18 protein-coding genes and 1 tRNA gene are annotated in these 17,611 nt (G+C 59.8%); 7 read left to right on the top strand and 12 right to left on the bottom strand.

The genetic code is table 11. From position 1 onward, the window contains the following. Positions 1–25: 25 nt before the first annotated feature. From uppS to MTP40_RS05920, 12 genes are all read right to left on the bottom strand, one after another. A complete protein-coding gene (gene uppS, locus MTP40_RS05970; protein WP_117476860.1) occupies positions 26–739 on the bottom strand; it encodes a polyprenyl diphosphate synthase in 714 nt (237 codons plus the stop codon). A gap of 112 nt (positions 740–851) precedes the next feature. Continuing rightward, positions 852–1,406, bottom strand: coding sequence for a ribosome recycling factor (gene frr / locus MTP40_RS05965; RefSeq protein ID WP_005933879.1), 555 nt, complete (start codon positions 1,404–1,406; stop codon positions 852–854). Between the two features lie 87 nt (positions 1,407–1,493). After that, a complete protein-coding gene (gene pyrH / locus MTP40_RS05960; RefSeq protein ID WP_005933880.1) occupies positions 1,494–2,204 on the bottom strand; it encodes a UMP kinase in 711 nt (236 codons plus the stop codon). A gap of 164 nt (positions 2,205–2,368) precedes the next feature. Beyond that, positions 2,369–2,650 (bottom strand): helix-turn-helix domain-containing protein, encoded by a 282-nt coding sequence (locus tag MTP40_RS05955; RefSeq protein ID WP_035394514.1) that lies wholly within the window; start codon positions 2,648–2,650, stop codon positions 2,369–2,371. Continuing rightward, positions 2,647–2,775 (bottom strand): type II toxin-antitoxin system RelE/ParE family toxin, encoded by a 129-nt coding sequence (locus MTP40_RS14510; protein WP_442900444.1) that lies wholly within the window; start codon positions 2,773–2,775, stop codon positions 2,647–2,649. The genes MTP40_RS05955 and MTP40_RS14510 overlap by 4 nt, the downstream gene beginning before the upstream one ends. Next, positions 2,772–3,005 carry a type II toxin-antitoxin system RelE/ParE family toxin gene (locus tag MTP40_RS05950; protein WP_442900443.1) on the bottom strand — a complete coding sequence of 78 codons (234 nt, stop codon included), beginning with the start codon at positions 3,003–3,005 and terminating at the stop codon, positions 2,772–2,774. The genes MTP40_RS14510 and MTP40_RS05950 overlap by 4 nt, the downstream gene beginning before the upstream one ends. A 126-nt stretch (positions 3,006–3,131) precedes the next feature. Next, a tRNA-Gly gene (locus MTP40_RS05945) sits at positions 3,132–3,206 on the bottom strand. Positions 3,207–3,258: 52 nt separating this feature from the next. Beyond that, positions 3,259–3,600 (bottom strand): hypothetical protein, encoded by a 342-nt coding sequence (locus MTP40_RS05940; protein ID WP_005933882.1) that lies wholly within the window; start codon positions 3,598–3,600, stop codon positions 3,259–3,261. 146 nt (positions 3,601–3,746) lie between these two features. Then, positions 3,747–4,145, bottom strand: a complete 399-nt coding sequence (locus tag MTP40_RS05935) for a hypothetical protein (protein WP_249259991.1) — start codon at positions 4,143–4,145, stop codon at positions 3,747–3,749. A 28-nt stretch (positions 4,146–4,173) separates the two neighbouring features. Continuing rightward, a complete protein-coding gene (locus MTP40_RS05930; protein ID WP_223453982.1) occupies positions 4,174–5,469 on the bottom strand; it encodes a diaminopimelate decarboxylase family protein in 1,296 nt (431 codons plus the stop codon). A 55-nt stretch (positions 5,470–5,524) separates the two neighbouring features. After that, complete coding sequence (locus MTP40_RS05925; RefSeq protein WP_117535184.1) at positions 5,525–7,423, bottom strand: polysaccharide biosynthesis protein; 1,899 nt, start codon at positions 7,421–7,423, stop codon at positions 5,525–5,527. A 117-nt stretch (positions 7,424–7,540) separates the two neighbouring features. Further along, a complete protein-coding gene (locus MTP40_RS05920; protein ID WP_249259990.1) occupies positions 7,541–9,151 on the bottom strand; it encodes a putative polysaccharide biosynthesis protein in 1,611 nt (536 codons plus the stop codon). 177 nt (positions 9,152–9,328) lie between these two features. Between MTP40_RS05920 and MTP40_RS05915 the strand changes: the two genes are divergently transcribed. The 7 genes from MTP40_RS05915 to MTP40_RS05885 all read left to right on the top strand — a co-directional run bounded on the left by MTP40_RS05915 (position 9,329) and on the right by MTP40_RS05885 (position 17,478). After that, positions 9,329–10,162: an Mrp/NBP35 family ATP-binding protein gene (locus MTP40_RS05915; RefSeq protein ID WP_154276326.1), complete on the top strand. Its 834-nt coding sequence runs from the start codon at positions 9,329–9,331 to the stop codon at positions 10,160–10,162. 111 nt (positions 10,163–10,273) lie between these two features. Then, a complete protein-coding gene (locus MTP40_RS05910; protein ID WP_098922630.1) occupies positions 10,274–10,570 on the top strand; it encodes a nucleotidyltransferase family protein in 297 nt (98 codons plus the stop codon). Further along, on the top strand, positions 10,567–10,911 hold the full coding sequence (locus MTP40_RS05905; RefSeq protein ID WP_098922632.1) for a HepT-like ribonuclease domain-containing protein: 345 nt from the start codon (positions 10,567–10,569) through the stop codon (positions 10,909–10,911). Before MTP40_RS05910 ends, MTP40_RS05905 begins: the two co-directional genes overlap by 4 nt. Before the next feature lie 12 nt (positions 10,912–10,923). Further along, positions 10,924–11,175, top strand: coding sequence for a DUF1653 domain-containing protein (locus MTP40_RS05900; RefSeq protein ID WP_005933896.1), 252 nt, complete (start codon positions 10,924–10,926; stop codon positions 11,173–11,175). Between the two features lie 152 nt (positions 11,176–11,327). Next, positions 11,328–12,680 (top strand): NADP-specific glutamate dehydrogenase, encoded by a 1,353-nt coding sequence (gene gdhA / locus MTP40_RS05895; RefSeq protein ID WP_249259989.1) that lies wholly within the window; start codon positions 11,328–11,330, stop codon positions 12,678–12,680. Positions 12,681–12,794: 114 nt separating this feature from the next. Further along, entirely contained in the window at positions 12,795–14,372 is a 1,578-nt protein-coding gene (hcp, locus tag MTP40_RS05890) for a hydroxylamine reductase (RefSeq protein ID WP_249259988.1), read from the top strand. 298 nt (positions 14,373–14,670) lie between these two features. Further along, complete coding sequence (locus MTP40_RS05885; protein ID WP_249259987.1) at positions 14,671–17,478, top strand: right-handed parallel beta-helix repeat-containing protein; 2,808 nt, start codon at positions 14,671–14,673, stop codon at positions 17,476–17,478. The last annotated feature ends 133 nt before the right edge of the window (positions 17,479–17,611 follow it).

Genomic DNA, 17,611 nt, shown 5'->3' with positions numbered 1-17,611 from the left:
TTTCTCCTTTTGGGAATTGCAAGGGTCAGATGCCGCCAAACCGGCGGGAGCGCTTGTTGAACTCCGTGATGGCGGCATCCAGGTCATCCCGGGTGAAATCAGGCCAGAGCACATCCATCTCCACCAGTTCGGCGTAGGCGGCCTGCCAGAGCATGAAGTTGGAAAGGCGCTTCTCGCCCGAGGGACGCAGGATGAAATCCGGGTCCTTCTGGCCGGCGGTATACATGTGGTCGCTCATCATCTCTTCGGTGATGTCCTCGGGCTTGAGGGTGCCCGCTGCCACCTGCTGGGCCAGCTGCCGGGCGGCCCGCACGATCTCGGGGCGGCCGCCGTAGTTCACGGCAATGTTCAGGGTCATGCCGGTCTTGGCGGCGGAGTCCTCCTCCAGCTCGTTCATCAGCTTCTGGAGCTTTGCATCCAGCGCGGCCCGGTCGCCCAGGAACTTGATGCGGATGTTGCGGTCCTTATAGTTGAAGCCCTTGAGCAGATACTCGCCGAACAGCTTCATAATGGCAGAGACCTCTTCCAGCGGGCGCTTCCAGTTCTCGGTGGAGAAGGCGTAGAAGGTCACGGACGAAACGCCCAGCTCCTCGCAGTAGTTGGCGATATCCTGAAATACGGCGGCACCCTTTTTGTGGCCCGCGGTGCGGGGCAGGCCCCGCTGCTTGGCCCAGCGGCCATTGCCGTCCATGATGATGCCGATGGAAAGGCCCTCGGCAAATTCTTTGGGATGGTTCATAATCATTCTCCTGCGTTTGCGGGGCGGGGGTTCCCTGCCCCGGTTTCGGCAAAAAGTGCCGCGCACTCGTTCCAGCGCACGGCACCTCACACGTTTCGTTTCGCCGCGGCGATCAGACGGACATGATCTCCTTCTGCTTTTCCTCAACGGCTGCGTCGATGTTCTTGATATACTTGTCGGTCAGCTTCTGGACCTCTTCTTCCATGGTCTTCTGGGTGTCCTCAGTCAGCTCACCGGCCTTCTTCATGGCCTTGGCCTTGTCCATAGCGTCACGGCGGACATTGCGCACGGCCACCTTGGCCTCCTCGCCCAGCTTGGCAACTTCCTTTGCCAGCTGCTTGCGGCGCTCCTCGGTGGGGGCCGGGAAGTTCAGGCGGATGGTGGAGCCGTCATCAATGGGGGTGATGCCCACATCGCTGGCCATGATCGCCTTGCTGATGGCGCGCAGCAGGGTGCGGTCCCAGGGGGTGATGGTCAGGGTGCGGGCCTCGCTCACGGCCACAGAGGCCACCTGCTGGATGGGAGTGGGGGCACCGTAGTAGTCCACGCTCACCTTGTCCAGAACGGCGGGGTTGGCGCGGCCTGCACGCACAGCGGCCAGCTCGCGGTCCAGATGCTCCACGGAGCTCTTCATCTTTTCTTCAAATGCCTTGGTGTTGCTGCTCATTGTCCTTTTCTCCTGTTATATATTGTTCTGCACAGGCGCTGTAATTGCTGCCTGTTCCATTCTATGGTATGGGGATGCGGGCTATGCTCAGCCCTCGTAGACCAGGGTGCCCACGTTCTCGCCCTGCACGGCCTTTGCAATGTTGTCCGGGTCGGCCAGGTCAAAGACCAGGATGGGGAGCTTGTTGTCGCGGCAGAGGGTGGCGGCAGTGCCGTCCATCACAGCCAGACGATCCTCCAGCACCTTGGTAAAGGTCAGGGTGTCGTACTTTTTGGCATCGGGGTACTTATGGGGGTCCTTGTCGTACACACCGTCCACCATGGTGGCCTTGAACATGATATCCGCACTCACCTCAACAGCACGCAGGGCCGTGGTGGTATCGGTGGAGAAGAAGGGGTTGCCGGTGCCGCCGCCGAAGATGGCGATCTTGCCGTCTGCCATGGCCTTCAGGGCATCCTTGCGGGTAAAGGCGGGGGCCACCTGCGGCATGGTGATGGAGGTGAACACCTCGGTCTCCACGCCCAGCTGCTCCAGCTTGTCGGAGACGGCCAGCGCGTTCATCACGGTCGCCAGCATTCCGATCTTGTCGGCCAGGGTGCGCTCCATTTTGCCGCTGGAACGGCCGCGCCAGAAGTTGCCGCCGCCCACCACGATGCCGATCTGCACGCCCAGGTCGTGGGCCTTTTTCACGCCGCCGCAGATCGCGTCCATGGTCGGCTCGTCAAAGCCGGTGCCCTTTTCGCCGCCCAGGGCCTCGCCGCTGATCTTCAGAAGGATCCGCTGATATTTCAATGCCATATCAATACACCACCTAAATCATTTCTCTCATCAGGCCAAAGTTTCCCCTGCCCCTGATTTATTCATCTTATTTTACTATAAAATCGCTTCAAAGTAAACAGGTAAAGTGAACAAGCTCTCCCCATCAAAAAAGCAGACAGCCCGCAGGCCATCTGCTTTGAGGTTCACTTTGCCGGAACAAATTCGATCTTGACCCGCATCCCCATCCCGGCAGCCAGCCGCTGCAGGGTGCGAAGCGAAGGATTTCCGTTGCCACGCTCCAGCTTGCTGATGTCTGTCTGGGCAATGCCGGTGCGCTCGGAAAGCTGTTGCTGGGTCAGTCCGCTTTCCTTCCGGGCGGCAAGGATCGCCTCGATCACAGCAAATTCGGGGTCAAGGGCATCCCACTCTGCCTTGAACTCAGGGTCTTTCATCTGTTCGTTGAGAAAATCATTGAAATTGGTCATTTGGAGCACTCCTTTCGGCTGAGATAATCGGCACGGTACTGCTTTGCAAGTGCGATCTCGGAAGCAGGTGTCTTCTGCGTCTTTTTGACAAAGCCGTTCGTAAGGATGATCCTTCTGCCGATCACAAAAAAGTACAGCACACGGGTAATGTCGGAGCCGAACTTGGTGCGGATCTCAAAATGCCATCCTCCAGATGCTTGGAGTACGGCTCCCGCAGTGAAGGCCCTTCCTCCCGGAGAAGCCCCACCGTGCGCACGACCTTGGCCCGCATTTTCGCATCCAGAGCCAGAATAAACTCTTTCGCCGGTTCGGAGCCATCGGCTTTGTCATAAAATTCGATTTCGTATTCCTGCACGCCGCCGCCTCCATTAAATAGTGGTTTTATCCTATATTCAGTATAGCGGATCAGGCTGCCATTGTCAAGTGGGTTACAGGCAAAATAAAAAGCGCCGATTCTGAACGAATCAGCGCCTTTTCTGCATGGAGCGGGCAATGGGAATCGAACCCACCTCCTCAGCTTGGAAGGCTGATATACTAGCCGATGTACGATGCCCGCGAATGCAGGAAGAATTATACCACGTTTTGGCTCAAATGTCCAGTGCTAATTTTTAAGAACCGGACTTCATGCCCAGGTAGACGGTGCCCACGCCCGCAGCGATGTTCAGCAGGCCCATGCCGATGCCTGCCACGCTGGAGAAGTAGGTCAGGGTGGAATCAATGATGAGGTTGCCGTTGATGGTGCCTTCCGGCTCAGGGTACTTCTCGGGGTCCTTCTTCTGCAGCTGGACCGCCACACCGGCAATGTTGGAGACATTCAGGTAGGCCAGCATGCTGGTGGCCAGGCCCATAACGGTGGAGCCCAGTGCCATCCAGTTGATGGACAGGCCGCCGCTGGTGTACTCCATTTCCTCTTCCGCCAGAGGAGCATAATTCTTGGGATAGTTGATCATGGTTTTGTACCTCCAAATGTGTTTCAAGAGGGGTCATCGTGGTTTCATTATAGGTTCTGCGGCTCCGGCTGTCAAGGGTCGAAACTTCAGCAGACAAAAGCAGCGCCCTCCCTTCTTCAGGGAGAGCGCCGCATTCCGGTTCTCTCTTATTTTTTCTCAGAGTTGCTCTGCTGCTCCTGTTCCTGCTCCCTGCGCAGCTTTCTGATCCGCTTCTTCTCACTTTCCACATGGGGCCAGGGCCAGGAGAAGCCCTCGTTCTCGCGGCACCATTTGACCAGCGGATAGAACGAGAACGCCAGCCCGAACAGATACAGCAGGACGTAGAGCGCGCCGGAAAGGCTCACCAGTGCGTCCAACGCGCCGATGAGCGCCATGATCAGGCCCGCTTTCAGGAAGAACAGGCCGTTCTGGCGGCAGTATTCCGGGAAATTCTCCGCCTTGACCGCCTGACGGCCCTGATCTCCCCACACACGGGGATTCTTCATCACCGAGTAGCCGTAAAAGACCATCATCAGGCCGCAGGTAAGCTGGAATCCAAAAAACATATCACACCTCGCAGGTTTTCAGGGGGACTCAGTCGTCGTAGCCCTCGAACAGGGGCTTCATGGCGGGCAGGAAGTCCAGCGTTGCAAAGTAGTCGCGGGGGGTCTCAGCGCGGCGGATGAGGCGGTGAGAGCCGTCCTCGCAGAGCAGGACCTCGGCGCTGCGGAGCTTGCCGTTGTAGTTGTAGCCCATGGCGGAGCCGTGGGCACCGGTGTCGTGGATGTAGATCAGGTCGCCGATGTCGATCTTGGGCAGCATCCGGTCAATGGCGAACTTGTCGTTGTTCTCGCACAGGCCGCCGACCACATCGTACTTGTGGTCGCAGGGGGCGTTCTCCTTGCCCAGCACGGTGATGTGGTGGTAAGCGCCGTACATGGCGGGGCGCATCAGGTTGGCAGCGCAGGCATCCAGACCGATGTACTCCTTGTAGATGTGCTTTTCGTGGATGGCAGTTGCCACCAGCGCACCGTAGGGGCCGGTGGTAAAGCGGCCCATCTCGGTGAAGATGGCCACATCGCCCATCCCTGCGGGCACAAGGATCTCCTCAAACTTCCGGCGCACGCCCTCGCCGATGGCCATGATGTCGTTCTCGGTCTGGTCGGGGCGGTAGGGGATGCCCACGCCGCCGGACAGGTTGATGTAGCCGATGTGGGCACCGGTGGCCTTCTGCACACGGACTGCCAGCTGGAACAGGATGCCTGCCAGCTCAGGGTAATAGGCATCGGAGATGGTGTTGGAGGCCAGGAAGGCATGGATGCCAAAGTTCTTTGCGCCCTTTGCCATCAGCTTCTTGTAGCTTTCGATCATCTGCTCCTCGGTCATGCCGTACTTGGCATCGCCGGGCTTGTCCATGACCTGGAAGCCTTCCTCGCTCTCGCCCAGCTGGAAGGTCCCGCCCGGGTTGTAGCGGCAGAAGATGTTCTCGGGGATCCCGGCCACACGGTCCAGGAAGTCCACCATGGTGGCATCGTCCAGGTTGATGTATGCGCCCAGCTCGTATGCCTTCTTCATGTCCTCCACGGGGGTCTGGTTGGAGGAGAACATGATATCGCTGCCGGTAAAGCCGCAGGCCTCGCTCAGCATCAGCTCGGTCAGGGAGGAGCAGTCCACGCCGCAGCCCTCTTCCTTCAGGATCTGCAGGATGATGGGGTTGGGCAGCGCCTTGACGGCAAAATACTCCCGGAAGCCCTTGTTCCAGCTGAAGGCCTTGTTGATGCGGCGGGCGTTCTCACGGATGCCCTTTTCGTCGTAGACGTGGAACGGGGTGGGCACGTCCTGGATGATCTCCTGGGCCTGCTCTTCGGTCAGAAACGGTCTCTTTTCCATAATATACTTCCCTCTCATTTTTATAGCGTCACCGGCAGTTTCCGGTGCAATAGCATCAGGTCTTCAGGTTCTTTCTGGTGGGGGTAAAGGTGGGGATCATCTTTTCCAGCTGATCCACCACGCCCTCGTCGTTGTGCTGGGCGGCAGCGGCAAGATCCTGCAGCTGCTGGTAGAACACGGCCAGGTCGATGTCCCGGGGCGATGCCACAAAGATCTTGTTGTGCTCGGTGCGGCGCATCTTGCCCTGCTCCTCGTCCATCATCAGCTCCTCGTAGAGCTTCTCGCCCGGGCGCAGGCCAACGATCTTGATCTCCATATTCACGCCCGGCTCGTAGCCGTAAAAGCGGATGAGCTGCTTGGCCAGATCCATGATCTTGACCGGCTCGCCCATGTCCAGCACATAGATGCTGCCGCCCTCGGCCAGCGCGCCCGCCTGCAGCACCAGCTGGGCCGCCTCGGGAATGGTCATAAAGTAGCGCTCGATGTTGGGGTCGGTCAGGGTGACGGGGCCGCCCTTCTTGATCTGAGCCTCGAACAGCGGGATCACGCTGCCGTGGCTGCCCAGCACGTTGCCAAAGCGGACCGCCACGCACTTCATGTCGGTGTTGCCCGCAAAGGTCTGGATGAGCATCTCACAGATCCGCTTGGTGCAGCCCATCACGCTGGTGGGGTTGACCGCCTTGTCGGTGGAAAGCTGGACGAACCGCTCCACGTCGTGCTCGCTGGCGCTGGTGAGCAGGTTCTTGGTGCCCAGCACGTTGTTCTTCACGGCCTCAGCAGGGCTGATCTCCATCAGCGGCACATGCTTGTGGGCCGCTGCATGGAACACCACGGTGGGGTGGTAGGTCTCAAATACCTCGTCCAGCCGCTTTTTATCCCGGATGGAGCCGATCAGCACGGTCACGGGGATGTCGCGGCCGTACTTCTGCTGCAGCTCCATCAGCAGCTCGTAGGCGCAGTTCTCGTAGATATCAAAGATCAGCAGCTTGCCGGGCCGGAAGCGCATCACCTGACGGCAGAGCTCACTGCCAATGGAGCCGCCGCCGCCCGTTACCAGCACGGTCTTGCCGGTGAGGTAGCCGGAGATCTTCTCGTTGTCCAGCGTGACCTCGTCACGGGAGAGGAAATCGGCGGTGTTCAGCTCACGGAACGCGCCCTGCTGGGGGCCGTTGCTGCCCACCAGCTGGGGGTCGCTCAGGATCTGCACCGGGCAGTGGGTGGAAACGCAGAGGTCGATGACATGGTTCAGCCTGCTGCCCCGCAGGGTGGGGATGGCAATGATGATGTTGTGGATGTTGTACTGGGTGCAGAGCTGGGGGATCTGCTCCAGCGTGCCCTTGACCGGAACGCCGTGGATGGTCTGTCCCTGCTTGACCAGGTCATCGTCCACCGCCACAACGGGATGGCCGTAGCTGCTGTTGGATTTGCAGACATTGATGGCCCAGGCACCGGCCTCGCCCGCGCCCACGATCATCACGGGGCGGTTGGGGTCCTTGTTGGGCACGCCCCGCAGCCGCTCGCCGATGGGATGGTTCAGGAAGAGCCGCCATGCCAGACGGCTGCCCCCCACCAGCAGGAAGATGAGGACAGCGGCCATGGCGTTGGCAGAATCGAACAGCACACCATGGACGCAGAAATGGTTCACGAAATAGACCACCCCCGTGGGCACGGCGATCATGCCGCCCAGACGGATGAGGTCACGCTCCCCGGCATACTTCCAGAGCACATGGTACAGCCCGCCCGCCAGAAAGCTGAGCAGGTAGAGCGCCACGATCCAGGGCAGATTCTGGTAGAGCAGGGCACGGTTGTGGGGCCACCAGCTGGCCTCCACCGCGCCGTCGGCCCGGAGCAGCAGGGCAAAGTAAAAGCTGAATATCACGATGGCCGCGTCCAGCAGCACCAGGATCATCCGGCGCAGCAACACCTGCGGCACAAGCTTCTCTGTTTTCTTCACAAAAATCCTCTTTTGCATCGGGGCGGGATCTGTCCGCACCCGTTTTTCCCGGCGTTGCCGGCCACAGGGTCCAAAGCCCCATGCGCCTGTTCTGCCATAATATCCATTGTATTATACTCAATTCTCCCCCCTGTGTCCAGAACAATTCCGATTCTCCGGGCTTTTCTGCCGCTCCCTGCGGGATTTTTCCGTCCGCAGGATGGCCCGCACCTCTTCGCCCAGCCCCAGCGGCCACTGCACGGCAAGGCAGACTGCCGCCATGCCAAAGCCGCCCGCGCAGAGCGCCGCCAGCCGGGTGGGCGTGCTTCCGCTGCCCAGCCACCCCGCCAGCAGAGTGCGCAGGCCCTCGCCCGCCCCCGCTGAGACCAGTGCCGCCAGCGCCGGAGCCCCCAGCCACCGCCAGAGCCTGGGCTTCAGCCCGCTGACGTGCAGCAGACGGGCCGTATTCATCTGGCAGGTATAGGCACTGGACAGCAGGATCACCCACAAAAAGCCCTTCATCCCCCATCTGGGCAGGAGGAGCAGCACCCCCGCAATGCGGAGCACCGCGTCCCACAGGCTGTACCGGAACACGGCCTTCTGCTCCCCCATCCCCTTCATGGCACCGTCCACCATGCTCTCCAGATACATCAGCGGCATGGCCGGGCCCAGCACCCGCAGATAGAACCCGGCCTCCCGGCTGTGGTAGAGCAGCAGGGCCAGCGGCTCGCCCCACACCCAGAACAGCGCCCCCGCCAGCGCCGAGAAGCAGCCCGTCAGCCGGAGCATCCGGTCCAGCAGGCAGCCCAGCCGGGCGCGCTCGCCCCGGATGTGGGCCTGGGTGATCTCAGGCATCAGCAGCACCGAAAGGCTCCCCAGCAGCCCGAAGGGAAAGGTGAGCAGAGGCAGGGCCATCCCCTTCAGGCTGCCGTACTGGGCCACCGCGGCACTGCGGCCCCCGGCATCCAGCAGGCAGACCGTCAGGCAAGCGGGCACCAGCATGTTCTCCGCCGTGTGCAGGGCGCTGGCAAGGCACCGCCCGCCCTCCACCGGCCACAGGATCTCCCAGAGCCGCCGGGCAGGGTCCGCAGGCCGTCGGGCCTTTTCTGCGCCGAACGCACGCACCGCCTCCCCACGGTAAAACAGCAGCAGGATGCAGGCCGACACCGCTTCGCTCACCGCCGTGGCGGCCAGCACCGCCGTGCAGCGGGCGCTCACGTCCGGCGCGTTCCCCCATTCCAGCGCGTACCAGATGATTCCGATCCGCACGCTCTGCTCCACCAGCTGGCTCAGCACGTTGGGCTCCACCCGCCGCCGGGCGATAAAGAACCCCCGCAGCACAGCCGAGAGGGCCATCCAGGGCATCCCGAAGGCCGACACCCGCAGCGCGCCCGCTGCCCGCACATCTCCCAGCCACCACCGGGCAGCGGCCCCGGCCAGCCCGTACTGCGCCGCCATGGCCGCCGCACCCAGCAGCAGCCCCGTGCCCGCCAGGCGCACCAGCATCCCCCGCGCCTGTGCCCGGCCCCGGGCCAATTCCTCAGCCATCAGCCGGGTGGCCGCCACCGAGACCCCCGCCGTTGCCAGCGTGACAAAGAGCGAGTAGACCGCCAGCACCAGCTGGTACAGCCCCATCCCCTCGCCGCCCAGGGCGTTGGCCAGATAGATGCGCAGGCCCATCCCGGCCAGCCGCAGCAGGACATCCGCCCCAGTCAGGAGGGCGGCGTTTTTCAGATAGCTCTGCCCCATGGTCTTCCTCCTTCCCCCGCACAGGCGTTCGGTTCAGTGTATGCGGTCTTTCCCGGGCAATATGCACTCTTGTGAAGATGAGCGCCCCTGTGGGTTGTTTCCCACCCGGTTTTATGGTATGATATGGGTTGGTCAAGACGATCTGTCTAATTAAGATAAAGGAGAAAAGGTTAGAGTATGAGCGAAGAATGTACCCATGACTGTTCCACCTGCGGGGCAGCATGTTCTTCCCGCACCGCCGCACCTGAGCACGATGCCCCCAACCCCAACAGCAGCGTGAAAAAGGTCATCGGCGTTGTTTCGGGCAAAGGCGGTGTCGGCAAGAGCATGACCAGTGCCCTGCTGGCCTGCGCCATGGCCCGCCGGGGCTACCACTGCGGCATCCTGGATGCCGACATCACCGGCCCGTCCATCCCCAAGCTGTTCGGCATCCATGGCCGTGCCATGGCCGATGAAAAGGGCTGCTGGCCTATCCAGAGCCGGATGGGCATTGATGTGATGAGCATCAACCTGCTGGTCGAGAACGAGGAGGACCCCGTTGTGTGGCGCGGCCCCGTGATCGCCGGTGCGGTCAAGCAGTTCTGGACCGATGTGGTCTGGAAGGACGTAGACTTCCTGTTTGTGGACATGCCTCCGGGAACCGGCGACGTGCCCCTGACCGTGTTCCAGAGCCTGCCTGTGGACGGCATCGTGGTCGTTGCCAGCCCCCAGGAGCTGGTCAGCATGATCGTGGCCAAGGCCGTGAACATGGCTGAGATGATGAAGGTACCCATGCTGGGCATCGTGGAGAACATGAGCTACATCGTCTGCCCCGACTGCGGCAAGAAGATCAGCGTGTTCGGCGAGAGCCATGTGGATGAGGTGGCTGCAAAGCACGGCCTGCCCGTGCTGGCCAAGTGCCCCATCGATCCCCAGCTGGCTGCCTGCTCTGATGCCGGCATGATCGAGGCCTACCCCGGCCAGTACCTTGAGGGTGCCGCCGATGCCTGCGAGAAGCTGCTGAAGAAGTAAATCATGCACCTGTCCCCCGCCAGCGCCAGCCGCCTGCGGGGGATTTTTGTTTGCATTTCCGGCATTCTATGGTACAATATTGGTAGAGAATTTCCGATTGGAGGTGTCCGCATGAACACGCTTTCCCGCACTGAGATCGAGCAGGTCATCCGGGAGCTGCTGCACAAATATCACGCCGAGTACGCCCTGCTGTTCGGCTCCTATGCCCGGGGAGAAGCCACTGCCGCTTCGGATATCGATGTGATCGTGGTGGGCGGTGCCAACTTCCGGCCAAGGGACATCTTTGCTTTTGGGGAGGAGCTGCGCCAGCGCACCCAGAAGGACGTGGATGCCTTTGAGATCCGGGAGGTCAACACCGGCACTCCCTTCTATGAAAGCATCATGCGGGAGGGGGTCAAGATCGCATGAAGAGATCGGACAAGGAGCGCCTGAAAAAGATCGTTGCCACATGGGAAAGCCTGAAAGCCGAGATGCACAAGCGCGGCATTACGCCGGAGCTTCTGCTCGAGGACGAGTTTTCCCAGTGGGCCGTCACGACCCCGCTCTATAACATCGGGGAACAGGTCTACCAGCTCAGTCCGGAGTTCAAGGCCTCTTATCCGGAGCAGCCCTGGAATATGGTTGCCGGGCTGCGCCACCGGCTGGTGCATGACTACGACGGTATCAACTGGAGCATCATCGTCGAAGTCCTGTTTGAGGATATGGAGCCCTTTGTGACTGCCGTGAATGCCATTTTGGCTGGAATGTAAAGGAGAACGCAAATGCCGAACGAACTCAAGATCGGCCGGGTGTACCGGCACTTCAAGGGCGACTTTTATCTGGTGGAGGCCGTCGCCAACGATTCCGAAACGGGGGAGCCCTTTGTGGTCTACCGTAAGCTCTACGGGGACGGCGGGCTCTGGCTGCGGCCCCTTGCCATGTTCCTCAGCCCCGTGGACAGGGCAAAATACCCCGATGCCGCGCAGGAATATCGCTTTGAACTGCAGGAGATCCCCAGCGCCGCCGGCCACTGACGCTGTGAAGCGGATTCATTTTTATTTTGGCTTCACTGAAACATTTTCCGATTTCCTCTATTGTAAATCGCTGCACAAAGCTTTATAATGATAAAGCGCTCTGTGATAGTGGGCAGAGCGAGTGTAAATCATGGGAAAAGGAGTATTCTATTATGCTGACGAATGAATACCTGAAGCGCGTTTACGATGGCCTTGCACAGCGCAATGCCAATGAGCCTGAGTTCCTGCAGGCTGTCCGCGAGGTGCTGGAGAGCATCCAGCCCGTGGTGGAGAAGCATCCCGAGTACGAGAAGGCTGGCCTGATCGAGCGTCTGGTCGAGCCCGAGCGCATCATCACCTTCCGTGTGCCCTGGGTCGATGATCAGGGCAAGGTCCAGGTGAACCGCGGCTACCGCGTCCAGTTCAACAGCGCCATCGGCCCCTACAAGGGCGGCCTGCGCTTCCATCCCTCTGTCAACCAGGGCATCCTGAAGTTCCTGGGCTTTGAGCAGACCTTCAAGAACAGCCTGACCACCCTGCCCATGGGCGGCGGCAAGGGCGGCTCTGACTTTGACCCCCATGGCAAGAGCGACATGGAAGTCATGCGTTTCTGCCAGAGCTTTATGACCGAGCTGTACCGCCACATCGGCCAGTTCGTGGACTGCCCCGCCGGTGATATCGGTGTCGGCGGCCGCGAGGTAGGCTACATGTTCGGCCAGTACAAGCGCCTGACCAACAGCTTCCAGGGCGGTATGCTCACCGGCAAGGGCCTGACCTTCGGCGGCTCTCTGGCCCGTACCGAGGCCACCGGCTACGGCCTGTGCTACTTCACCGCCGAGGCTCTGAAGTGTATGCGCAACGACAGCCTTGAGGGCAAGACTGTGGTCATCTCCGGCTCCGGCAATGTTGCCATCTATGCCTGCCAGAAGGCCCAGGCTCTGGGCGCAAAGGTCGTTACCATGTCCGATTCCAACGGCTACGTCTACGACCCCAATGGCATTGATCTGGCTTACGTCAAGGAGCTGAAGGAAGTCCGCCGCGGCCGCATCAAGGAGTATGCCGAGACCCACGCCGGTGTAACCTACGTTGCCGACTGCTCCAAGGTCTGGACTGTCCCCTGCGACATCGCCCTGCCCTGCGCGACCCAGAACGAGATCAACAAGGAGTCCGCTGAGGCTCTGGTCAAGAACGGCTGCACCGTTGTCTGCGAGGGCGCAAACATGCCCAGCACGCCCGAGGCCATCGAGGTCTACCTGTCCAACGGTGTCCTGTACGGACCCGCAAAGGCAGCAAACGCCGGCGGCGTGGCCACCTCCGGCCTGGAGATGAGCCAGAACTCCGAGCGTCTGAGCTGGACCTTCGAAGAGGTCGATGCAAAGCTGAAGGGCATCATGGAGGGCATCTTCCACGCTTCCTATGACGCTTCCGTTGCCGCTGGTTCCGAGGGCAACCTGATGGTCGGTGCAAACTGCGCCGGTTTCCTGAAGGTGGCCACCGCCATGATGGCACAGGGCATCACCTACTAAGCATTCCTTTTCAGAGGGCTGCATCCGAAGGGGTGCGGCCCCCTTTTTTTTCCTGCATATTTCCTCTGTCCGTTGTCCATACTCCCTTTGCCAGAAAGCGAAGGGAGTATTTTTATGGATGAGCAGATGTTTTGTTTCCAATGTGAGCAGGCGGCCAACGGGACTGCCTGTACCGGTCGGGCAGGCGTGTGCGGGAAATCGGCTCCGACCGCAGCGGCGCAGGACCGGCTGACCGGTGCCCTGATCCGGTATGCGGAGCAGCTCATTGGCGAAGGCCGTGCTCCGGCTCCGGAGCAGGCTTTGCTGCTGATGCAGGGGCTGTTCACCACCATCACCAATGTAAATTTTGACGAGCACACCGTCGGGCAGCTGATCGAGAAGATCCACGCTGCCTGTCCGGGCATTGCCGAGGACTATGATATGCAGCAGCTCTGGCAGGAGCCTGACCCGGATGTGCGAAGCCTGAAATGCTTTGTGCTGTTCAGCCTGCGGGGAATGGCCGCTTATAACTATCATGCTCGGGTGCTGGGCCGCATCGACCCGGAGCTGGACAAATTTTACTGTACCGCCCTGAAGGCAGTGGGCACCTCGGGGCTATCCATGGAGGAGCTTTGGCTCCTGGTGCAAAGGACCGGAGAAGCCAGCTTCCGCACCATGGAACTGCTGGATCATGCCAACACCGGTGCCTTTGGCGAACCGGAACCGACAGAAGTCCCTCTGACCATCGAGAAAGGGCCTTTCATCGTCATTTCCGGCCACGACCTTTACGACACCCAGCAACTTTTGGCCCAGACCGAGGGCAAGGGCATCAACGTTTATACCCACTCGGAACTCCTGCCCGCCCACGGTTATCCGGAGCTGAAAAAGCGCTATTCGCACCTCAAGGGAAATTTCGGCACCGCCTGGCAGAACCAGCAGTCGGAGTTTGAGGACATCCCCGCCCCCATCCTCTTCACCACAAACTGTATCATGCCGCTGCGCCCCAGCTACGCCGACCGGGTCTTTACCACCTCGGTGGTCTCCTATCCCGGGGTGCCGCACATCGGGGAGGACCGGGACTTCACCCCCGTCATCCGGAAAGCGCTGGAACTGGGCGGTTACCCGGAGGATACCATCATCCCGGGCATGAACGGCGGCAAAACGGTCACCACCGGCTTTGCGCGGAGCGCTGTGCTCTCCCACGCCAATGAGATCGTTGCGGCCGTGAAAAGCGGGCAGATCCGCCATTTCTTCCTGGTGGGCGGCTGCGACGGTACCCGGCCCACCCGCCGTTACTACACCGAGTTTGCCCGGCTGACACCGCCGGATACGGTCATTCTGACCCTTGCCTGCGGAAAATTCCGGCTGAACGATCTGCCTCTGGGCACAGTGCCCGGCACTGGCCTGCCCCGCCTTCTGGATGTGGGCCAGTGCAACGACGCATACAGCGCCATCCGGATCGCACTGGCTCTGGCCGATGCCTTCGGCTGCACCGTCAACGACCTGCCGCTCTCGCTGGTGCTCTGCTGGTTCGAGCAGAAGGCAGTCTGCATCCTGATTGCCCTGCTGGCTTTGGGCATCCGGAACATCCGCCTCGGCCCCACCCTCCCGGCCTTTCTCTCTCCGGGGGTGGTGCAGGAATTGCAGCGCCGCTATGACCTGAAAGCCATTACGACCCCGGAAGAGGACCTGCGGGCCATTCTGGGACGCTGACTGCCGCCGCAGGGAATTTCTTGCTTCGTTTCTGCTATACTCCCGGGATTTCCCGGGAGTTTTTCTTGTGTCGAAACTTTTTCATAATTTCTGGGAATTTCCGGCGTAGGGACAAGCTTTCACTCCTGTGCAGGAATCATTTTCCGGAGAAACTCCGGCGCGGTTCCCCGCCGCTTCAAAAATTTGGATCTTTCGGTTTCAAATTCGTTTGAACCTCTTGTATTTCCGAACATCCGATGCTACTATATTAGCAGTACACAAAATGTACTATATTTTAGAAAGAGGAGGAGAAAAAATTATGAAAAAGAGATGGTTCGTAGTGATACTTACCATCGGATTGCTGCTTCATGTTCTGCCGCTGAGTGTACTTGCACTGAGCCCCGACCCCACCATCACGGATTCGGACGGCACCATTCTGGACTGGAGTGACCTTTCCACCGTCCCCTACTCCCTTGATGATTCGCAGGAACAGGAACCTCCTGTTCCCGACCTTTCGGAGACGGGCTCGGAGAAAAGCCTTGCGGATGCGGACAACGATGAAGCACCAGCGGATGACCTGCCCGCAGGGAATCCCACCCCCAAAACTCTTGACAAGGAATCGGGTGGCGATGACCCTGCGGACGCGGACCGCGATAAAGCAGCAGCGGATGACCTGCCCGCAGGGAATCTCACCCCCAAAACTCCTGACGAGGAATCGGGTGGCGATGACCCTGCGGACGACGACGACAGCACCACAAGCCCCACAACCCAGGCTGTGTGCAAGATTGACAAGATCGACGATACGTACTACTACTCCACACTGGACGATGCAATCACTGCCGCGACGGATGGTGATCAGATCGACCTGCTGGCGAACATTGAGCTGTATGAAGGTCTTACGTTCGATAACAAGACCCTGACCATTTCCGGCGGCGGTACCCGCACGCTGACGCTGAACCAGAACGGTATGTATGCATCGCACAGTGATATCACGTTTAAAGATCTTACGCTGAATATCTATGCGCATACTCATACCCATGAAGGTGGCGCAGGAGGAACGGCCAACCTGATCAGCAACTCGAATCTGAGACTGAACAACGTCAACTTTACGTTGATCCCGGATGGAAGCTGCGGCAGCGGCATCTATCTGTATCAGAAGAGCAACCTGTATCTGGATGGATCATACGCCGTGATCCGTGGTGTCTCTAATTATCGTGCAAGTGGTATCTACGCCGATGACTCGGAATTTAAAGGACAACCTAACCGTGAGATCAAGATCAACAACTCTTATCTTGAGATCACAGGCTGTGCCCATGCGGCCATGACGATCAATCCGATCGACATCACACTGTCCAGTTCAAATGTCGTGGTGATGGACAACGGCAAATCCGATCCTGATGGCTACGGCTTCGGCATTGGCTGCTATGGCGGTAAGCTGACCATGGAATCCTCGACCCTGACCGCCACCGGAAACACCGGCGCATGGTATGGCTACGCTGTTTTCGTTGATGGCCTTGACGTGGATTCCGGTTCTACCCTTGATATCCGCGACAATGGCGGTTCCGGCCTTGGTGTCGGCGGCATTGGCGTGATCCAAGGCGGTTCGCAGGTCATCTGCGACGGCAACGGCACAAATGACCCGGGCTACGGCTCTGGCGGTTTGTATGTGTATGCAGGCGCCGACCTGACCATTGAAAGTGGTGCAAACGTCTCCGTATGTCAGAACAAGGGCCTGGCTGCCATCGTGAACAGCTGTAAGCTGCACATCCAGAATGGTGCCAATGTTTCAGTGGACAACAATGCTAAGCTCGGTATCTACAACAGTTACGATTCCTATCTGACGATTGAGTCCGGTGCAAATGTCACCGCCAACCACAACGGTGCCCATGGCATCTACAATCAAGTGATGGGTGATCTGAAGCAGGGTGCTTTTCTGATAGAAAGCGGTGCAAATGTCACTGCCAACTACAATACGGTGTCCGGTATCGTCAACTGCAATCTCTTCACCGTGGAAAAGGGTGCCAATCTGCAGGTGGAATACAACAGCAACTGCGGTATCCAAAACGATGAGCATGCGACGCTGAACCTGCTGGCCGGCAGTGTACGCTATAACCATGCCGGTTCTGTAGGCGGCGGACTTGTGAACTCTGGCACTGCGATTCTTTCAGACGATGTAGAGCTGTACAACAATCACGCAAGGCTTTCTGGTGACGACATCTACAACGCAGACGGTGCCACCATCACCTTTGGCGATACCGGCAAAGGCTGGGCGCTGGACGGCGAACCGGACTGCTATGATTTCATTACCGGCTGGTACGACGACTATGAAACCACCCGCTGGAACGCCCACGGGGACGAAGCGGATCTGCACATGGTTCTCGTCGCACCCGTCAATTCTTACACCGGCCCCCTGTCCCTCAAGGCCGCACACGGCAGCATCGGCAGCCTGACCGTCTGCAAAGAGACGCTCGGGGAACTGCTGCCGAGCGACTATGACACCGCGTTCACCTTTGAGCTCACGCTGGACGATGATACCATCACCACGATCGACGACAAATGGTGCGGTGTCCCGTTCAAAAACGGCAAGGCATCCTTCACCCTGAAAAGCGGCGAGAGCATCACGCTCTCGAACCTGCCCGCAGGCATCGGCTATACCATCACCGAAACCGCTCAGGACGGCTGGACCCTGCTGAATCTCAACCCTGCAGAGACCGGCGTTGTGCCCCAGAACGACACCGCCAAGGTCGTCTTTACCAACCTGAAGAACAGCCCGGACACCCCCTATGTTCCGGTCGTTCCCGTAGACCCGGAGACCCCCGAGATCCCCGAGGAGCCTGAGGGGCCGGAGACCCCCGAGACCCCCGAGGAGCCTGAGGAACCCGAGATCCCCGAGGAAACCGAGGAAACCGAGGCCCCCGGCGAGCTGCCTGCGGAGAAACCGGCTCAGACTGACACGTCCGCGTCGTTGGCCCAGCCGGAGGAAACGCCCACGCAGAACACCACGACCGTGACCCTGATCCAGACCGGTACCACCGATTGGCTGGCTGCCGTGCTTCTGATCTTTGGCATCGGTCTGTTGGTATGCGGGTGGTTCTTCGACCGCAAACAGCGCGCCGCAAAGCACTAAGGACAGAAACGCCCCGCAATCATACGCAAACCGCCGCATCCCCTGCCCCAGACCGGCAGCCGGATGCGGCGGTTTTTTCAAGGTTTTGATGAAATGCGTTCATCATTCCATCAAAGCGCACAAGAAGTGCGGG

The sequence above is a fragment of the Faecalibacterium sp. IP-3-29 genome (genome assembly GCF_023347335.1).
Lineage (GTDB): Bacteria > Bacillota > Clostridia > Oscillospirales > Ruminococcaceae > Faecalibacterium > Faecalibacterium duncaniae.
Note: the sequence above shows the minus strand (reverse complement) of the source record. Positions and strands in the feature narration are given on the sequence as shown.

Excerpts from the sequence above, each read along its gene's own strand:
- uppS (WP_117476860.1), bottom strand. The coding sequence starts at position 739 with ATGAACCATCCCAAAGAATTTGCCGAGGGCCTTTCCATCGGCATCATC.
- frr (WP_005933879.1), bottom strand. The coding sequence starts at position 1,406 with ATGAGCAGCAACACCAAGGCATTTGAAGAAAAGATGAAGAGCTCCGTG.
- pyrH (WP_005933880.1), bottom strand. The coding sequence starts at position 2,204 with ATGGCATTGAAATATCAGCGGATCCTTCTGAAGATCAGCGGCGAGGCC.
- MTP40_RS05955 (WP_035394514.1), bottom strand. The coding sequence starts at position 2,650 with ATGACCAATTTCAATGATTTTCTCAACGAACAGATGAAAGACCCTGAG.
- MTP40_RS05940 (WP_005933882.1), bottom strand. The coding sequence starts at position 3,600 with ATGATCAACTATCCCAAGAATTATGCTCCTCTGGCGGAAGAGGAAATG.
- MTP40_RS05935 (WP_249259991.1), bottom strand. The coding sequence starts at position 4,145 with ATGTTTTTTGGATTCCAGCTTACCTGCGGCCTGATGATGGTCTTTTAC.
- MTP40_RS05930 (WP_223453982.1), bottom strand. The coding sequence starts at position 5,469 with ATGGAAAAGAGACCGTTTCTGACCGAAGAGCAGGCCCAGGAGATCATC.
- MTP40_RS05920 (WP_249259990.1), bottom strand. The coding sequence starts at position 9,151 with ATGGGGCAGAGCTATCTGAAAAACGCCGCCCTCCTGACTGGGGCGGAT.
- MTP40_RS05915 (WP_154276326.1), top strand. The coding sequence starts at position 9,329 with ATGAGCGAAGAATGTACCCATGACTGTTCCACCTGCGGGGCAGCATGT.
- MTP40_RS05910 (WP_098922630.1), top strand. The coding sequence starts at position 10,274 with ATGAACACGCTTTCCCGCACTGAGATCGAGCAGGTCATCCGGGAGCTG.
- MTP40_RS05905 (WP_098922632.1), top strand. The coding sequence starts at position 10,567 with ATGAAGAGATCGGACAAGGAGCGCCTGAAAAAGATCGTTGCCACATGG.
- MTP40_RS05900 (WP_005933896.1), top strand. The coding sequence starts at position 10,924 with ATGCCGAACGAACTCAAGATCGGCCGGGTGTACCGGCACTTCAAGGGC.
- gdhA (WP_249259989.1), top strand. The coding sequence starts at position 11,328 with ATGCTGACGAATGAATACCTGAAGCGCGTTTACGATGGCCTTGCACAG.
- hcp (WP_249259988.1), top strand. The coding sequence starts at position 12,795 with ATGGATGAGCAGATGTTTTGTTTCCAATGTGAGCAGGCGGCCAACGGG.
- MTP40_RS05885 (WP_249259987.1), top strand. The coding sequence starts at position 14,671 with ATGAAAAAGAGATGGTTCGTAGTGATACTTACCATCGGATTGCTGCTT.